The organism is Clostridium sp. UBA6640 (assembly GCF_002455975.1).
Lineage (GTDB): Bacteria > Bacillota > Clostridia > Clostridiales > Clostridiaceae > Clostridium_J.
Window position 1 is genome coordinate 36,466 of sequence record NZ_DKLM01000104.1, and the last position, 6,000, is coordinate 42,465.

General features: G+C 31.4%; 4 protein-coding genes. 3 read left to right on the forward strand and 1 reads right to left on the reverse strand.

Annotated elements, in window-relative coordinates:
• Window positions 1–282: 282 nt before the first annotated feature.
• Entirely contained in the window at window positions 283–1,458 is a 1,176-nt protein-coding gene (locus B2W91_RS11360; RefSeq protein ID WP_291580918.1) for a MalY/PatB family protein, read from the reverse strand.
• A 233-nt stretch (window positions 1,459–1,691) separates the two neighbouring features.
• Between B2W91_RS11360 and B2W91_RS11365 the strand changes: the two genes are divergently transcribed.
• The 3 genes from B2W91_RS11365 to B2W91_RS11375 are packed head-to-tail and all read left to right on the forward strand — an operon-like array spanning window position 1,692 to window position 5,833.
• Window positions 1,692–2,171 (forward strand): complex I 24 kDa subunit family protein, encoded by a 480-nt coding sequence (locus B2W91_RS11365; protein WP_291580920.1) that lies wholly within the window; start codon window positions 1,692–1,694, stop codon window positions 2,169–2,171.
• Between the two features lie 11 nt (window positions 2,172–2,182).
• The gene (locus B2W91_RS11370; RefSeq protein ID WP_291580922.1) at window positions 2,183–4,078 is read left to right on the forward strand and encodes an NADH-quinone oxidoreductase subunit NuoF; all 1,896 of its coding nucleotides are present in this window, start codon (window positions 2,183–2,185) and stop codon (window positions 4,076–4,078) included.
• Window positions 4,079–4,099: 21 nt separating this feature from the next.
• On the forward strand, window positions 4,100–5,833 hold the full coding sequence (locus B2W91_RS11375; protein WP_291580924.1) for an NADH-dependent [FeFe] hydrogenase, group A6: 1,734 nt from the start codon (window positions 4,100–4,102) through the stop codon (window positions 5,831–5,833).
• The last annotated feature ends 167 nt before the right edge of the window (window positions 5,834–6,000 follow it).

Here is a 6,000-nt window from a genome sequence, read left to right on the forward strand (position 1 = left end):
CATCTTATAAATTTAATTTTTATCTCATATTTTAGTTTACTTTAAAATTTAACAGTCATAATTGTAATTATGTTAACTAACTCTATACAATTTGTCTGATTCGTCATTCCCTTAAATATGAAAATAAGTTTTAAATAATATATTTTTTACATAAATAAAAGGCCCTTCTTAAAATTGTAGAAGAACCTTTTTATTTACTTATATTAATTTATTCTTATTTTTGCAACTTTTTAATTACTTTTGGCATCTTAGTTATTATTAGTAATTCTATGCTTCTATTATTTATTTTAACTTATCAGCTTCCACTTTAATTCTATTTAGAGCTTCTTCAATAATTTTTTTAGAACATGCTATATTCATTCTCATAAAATATTTTCCTTCTTGTCCAAATATACTTCCTTCATCAAGACCTAGTCTGCATTTTCTAATAAAAAATTCTTTAATTTCTTTTTCATTCATGTTTAAATTAGAACAGTCTAGCCAAATTATAAAAGTTCCCTGGGGCTTTATAACTTTTATTTTTGGTATATAATTTTCAATAAAATCTATTACATAATTTAAACTTTCCTCTAAATATATCATTAATTGAGATAACCAATCATCACAGTAATAGTATGATGCTTTTAAGGCCTCTATCCCAAATACATTTGCTCCAAATACAGCATTATTTTCTAAAGTAATTTTAAATCTTTTTCTCAATTCTTTATTTGCAATAATAATATTAGAAACTTGTAATCCCGCAATATTAAAAGTTTTGCTTGGAGCGGTGCAAATAATAGAATTTTCCTCAAAAGCTTCACTAATTGAAGCAATTACTGTGTGATTGTATCCACTGTATATTAAGTCAAAATGTATATCGTCAGATACTATAATTATATTATTAGCTATACATATTTCACCTAAAGTCTTTAATTCCTCTAAAGTCCAAACTCTTCCTACAGGATTGTGAGGATTACATAAAAATAACAGCTTAGTTCTTGGAGTTATTTTTCTTTTTAAATCATCAAAGTCCATAGTATAATTATTATCTTCATACTTTAATGGGTTATTAACAATAGTTCTTCCATTAAATCTAATTGCTTTTGAAAATGGTGCATATACCGGCGTTTGTATTATTATTTCATCTCCTTGAGAGGAAAATGCTTGAACTGCATAATTTAATGCTGAAACAACACCTGGAGTAAAGCATATCCATTCTTTCTTTATATTCCAATTATGCTTATTTTTCATCCAATAAACTATAGCATCATAATAACTATCTTCAAACTTAGCATATCCTAATATAGGATGCTCTGCTCTATGTTTTATAGCCTCAATTATAGGCTCAGCTACTGGAAAATCCATATCTGCAACCCACATAGGAATTAAATCTTCTACTCCAAATCGTTCTTTTAATCCATCAAATTTAATACATCCTGTATTTTTTCGATCTATACTTTCATCAAAATTATAAATCATGCCATCCCCTCCTCTACATTTTATATAAATTATATCATAGATGCTTTTGGGATTTTAATTTATCATCTATAAAAAAAACTTTACATTTTAATTATTCATAATATATAATATTTTTAAATAAATTTTCATAATATTTTAAATGTTCCATCATAATATATTACATATCCTAAATTCTTTAGAGATTTCATATTTTATTATTAAAAATAACATTAAATGATAAGGGGGTTTTTTAATTGTGCTGTTGTCATGAAAAAGATGAAAAATTTTTAGAGTTAGAAACATTTATACTCTCACTTCCTAATAAAAAAGGTGCACTTATAGAAGTTTTGCATAAAGCACAAAGTATATTTGGATACTTATCAGAAGAAGTTCAACTTTTTGTTTCTAAAAAATTGGACATTCCTGCTTCTAAAGTATTCGGAGTAGTTACATTTTATTCATTTTTTAAAACTCAACCTCAAGGAGAGTATGTCATAAATGTATGTTTGGGTACTGCTTGTTTTGTTAGAGGTGCTGGTGACGTTTTAAAGGAGTTTGAAAATCAGCTAGGTATAGCTTGTGGTAAGACTACAGAAGATATGAAATTCACTTTAGGCTCACTAAGATGTGTTGGGGCTTGTGGACTTGCACCAGTAGTATCTGTTAATGACAAAGTTTATGGTCATGTAACAGTGGACAAGGTTTCGCAAATCCTTAAGGAATATACTAATTAGGAGGTGGTATCTTGAATAAAATAGCTTCATTTGAAGAACTAAAAAAAATTCATAATGATAACAAAAATTTATTAAATATAAGAAAATCTACTGGCTGTGACGATTATGATTATAGTAAAGATCAATATAAGAAGGTTATATTAATTTGCGGTGGAACTGGCTGTAAATCCGCTGAAAGTGATCTAATCAAAGAAAATCTAATCAAAGAAATTGAAGATTTTGGTCTTTCAAAAGAAATCTTTGTAACTACAACTGGCTGTTTTGGATTTTGTGAAAAAGGTCCTATAGTAAAAATTACCCCTGATGATGTCTTTTATGTTCATGTTTCTCCAAAAGATGCTAGAGAAATTGTAGAATCTCATTTAGTTAATGGTGAGATTCTAGAAAGATTATTATATGAGGAGCCTACCATAAGTAAAAAAGTTAAAACACAGGATGAAATGACTTTCTATAAAAAACAAGTAAGAATTGCTTTAAGAAATTGTGGATTAATAGATCCTGAAAATATACAAGAATATATTACTGAAAACGGATATCTTGCTCTTGGAAAATCTTTAACAGAATTAGGCCAAGATGGGATTATAAATATAATTAACGATTCCGGCCTACGTGGTAGAGGCGGTGGTGGCTTCCCTACCGGCAAAAAATGGGGCATGGCTAAAAGTTATGAATCTGATGAAAAATATATAATTTGTAATGCAGATGAAGGTGATCCTGGAGCATTTATGGATCGTTCTATATTAGAAGGTGATCCTCATAGTGTTATAGAAGCAATGGCAATTGCTGGTTATGCAATTGGAGCTTCTATTGGCTGTGTTTATATAAGAGCTGAATACCCTCTTGCTATCAGTAGACTACAAATTGCAATTAAACAAGCAAGGGAATTAGGATTATTAGGGGAAAATATTTTAAATACTGGTTTTAATTTTGACATACAAATTAAATATGGTGCTGGTGCCTTTGTATGCGGCGAAGAAACTGCATTAATTCACTCTATTGAAGGAGAAAGAGGAGAACCCACCAATAAACCTCCATTTCCTGCAGAATCAGGGTTATGGTGTAAACCAACCTGTGTTAATAATGTAGAAACTCTTGCCTCTATACCTGTAATTATAAACAGAGGTGCTGATTGGTATAATAAAATTGGTACAGCCACCTCTAAAGGTACTAAAGTTTTTGCGTTAGCAGGTAAAATAAATAATGTTGGGCTAGTTGAAGTACCAATGGGTACGACATTGAATGAAATAATATACGACATTGGCGGAGGGATTAAAAACAACCGCAAGTTTAAAGCAGTGCAAACTGGTGGTCCATCTGGTGGATGCATTCCTTCCCAATATCTTGATACTCCTATAGATTACGAATCCTTAAATTCTATTGGATCAATGATGGGATCTGGCGGAATGATAGTTATGGATGAGGATAACTGTATGGTAGATATAGCCAAATTCTATCTTGAATTCACGCGAGAAGAATCTTGTGGTAAATGTACTCCTTGTAGAATTGGAACTACTCGTTTATTGGAAATGTTAGATAGAATTTCTAAAGGAAAAGGCGATGCTGAAACTCTTGAAAGACTAAAAGAACTTTCAGAGATTATTAAAGATACCTCATTATGCGGACTTGGGCAAACTGCTCCTAATCCTATATTAAGCACTATGAAATATTTTATGAATGAGTATGAAGCTCATGTATTTGATAAAACTTGTCCTTCAGGAGTTTGTAAGGATTTACTTAAATATGTAATTACAGATAAATGTATAGGATGTACTAAATGTGCAAGACAATGTCCAGTAAATTGTATTACTGGTAAGGTGAAAGTTCGTCATAGCATAAATCAGGAAAAATGTATAAAATGTGGTAACTGCAAGGTAAGTTGTCCCGTTGATGCTATTGTACTTAAATAATGTAGAAAAGGGGGTATAAAAATGAGTTTAGTTTCACTTAAAATAAACGATATAGATGTATCTATTCAAGAAGGTTCAACAGTGCTAGATGCTGCTAAAAAACTTAATATAAATATACCAAATTTATGTTATTTAAAATTGCATGATGATAAAACTAAAAATCAGCCTGCTTCCTGTAGAGTTTGCGTAGTTGAAATAGAGGGAAGAAGAAATCTTGCACCTGCTTGTTCTACTATAGTTCAAAATGGTATGGTAGTAAAAACTAATACTGCCAGAGCAATTGCTTCTCGTAGAGCAGTAGTGGAATTATTGCTTTCAGATCATCCACAAGATTGCTTGCTTTGTCATAAAAGCATGCATTGTGAGCTTCAAAAGTTGGCAGCTGATTTAGGTATAAGGGAAATACCTTACTTTGGGGAGATGTCTACTTATCCCTTAGATACATCAAGTAATTCAATTGTTAGAGATTTAGATAAATGTATATTGTGTAGAAGATGCACCACTATGTGTGATGTAGTTCAAACTGTAGGGGTATTGAGTGCTGTAGAAAGAGGATTCCAAACTGTTATTTCTCCCGCTTTTGGCGAACCTATGACTGAGACAAGCTGTACTTTCTGTGGTCAATGCGTTTCTGTTTGCCCAACTGGTGCACTAACTGAAGTAGATAACACTTCAAAGGTTTGGAGAGCAATAAATCAAAAGGATAAGATTGTAGTCGTTCAAACGGCACCTGCAATACGGGCAGCACTAGGAGAAGAATTTGGTATAGATGGTGATAACCCCGTTACAGGAAAAATGGTTTCAGCACTAAGAAAAATTGGTTTTGATTATGTATTTGATACTAATTTTGGTGCAGACCTTACTATCATGGAAGAAGCTGCTGAATTTATTCATAGATTTGAAAATGGCGGAAAACTTCCTATGTTAACAAGCTGTTGTCCTGGATGGGTTTCATTCTTTGAACATCAGTTCCATGATTTACTAGACGTACCTTCAACCTGTAAATCTCCTCAGCAAATGTGGGGAGCTATTGCTAAAACCTATTGGGCTGAGAAGATGAATATTGATCCTAAAAACTTAGTAGTTGTTTCGGTAATGCCTTGTCTTGCCAAAAAATATGAAGCTTCAAGACCAGAAATGTCTAGAGATGGAATTCCAGATGTTGATATTGTTATTAGTACAAGGGAACTGGCAAAAATGATAAGAGAAGCTGGGATTAACCTAACCTCTTTAGATGAAGATATCTTTGATAATCCATTAGGCGAATCTACTGGTGCTGGCACAATCTTCGGTGCTAGCGGTGGAGTTATGGAGGCCGCATTACGTACAGCGTATGAATGGATTACTAAAGAGGAACTTTTAAATTTAGATTTTACTTCTGTTAGGGGTTTAGATGGTGTTAAAGAAGCTACTATAAAAATTAAAGATATCTATGTTAATGTGGCTATTGCAAGTGGTCTCGGGAATGCACGAAGCTTACTTGAAAAAATTAAAAATGGCACTGCTAATTATCATTTAATTGAAATAATGGCATGCCCTGGTGGCTGTATTAATGGAGGTGGTCAGCCTTATTCTAAAGACGATACTTCTATTCTTGAAAAACGTAGAGCTGCATTATATAAAGAAGATAAAAATAAATCCATAAGAAAATCTCATGAAAATCCATATATCATAAAACTTTATGATGAGTTTTTAGGAGAGCCTTATAGTAAAAAATCTCATGAACTTCTTCACACTCATTATAGTAAAAAATAATAATTAAATTTACGTAAATTTTATTAAAGACTAACAATTTTTATTGTTAGTCTTTAATAAAGTCCTATATAAGCATACAATGCGAAAACTTAATATATGCTCTGGAAAATAAATTTTCTATAAAAACAGCTTTAATCCTTAGAAATTAAGGATTAATAATGAAGAAT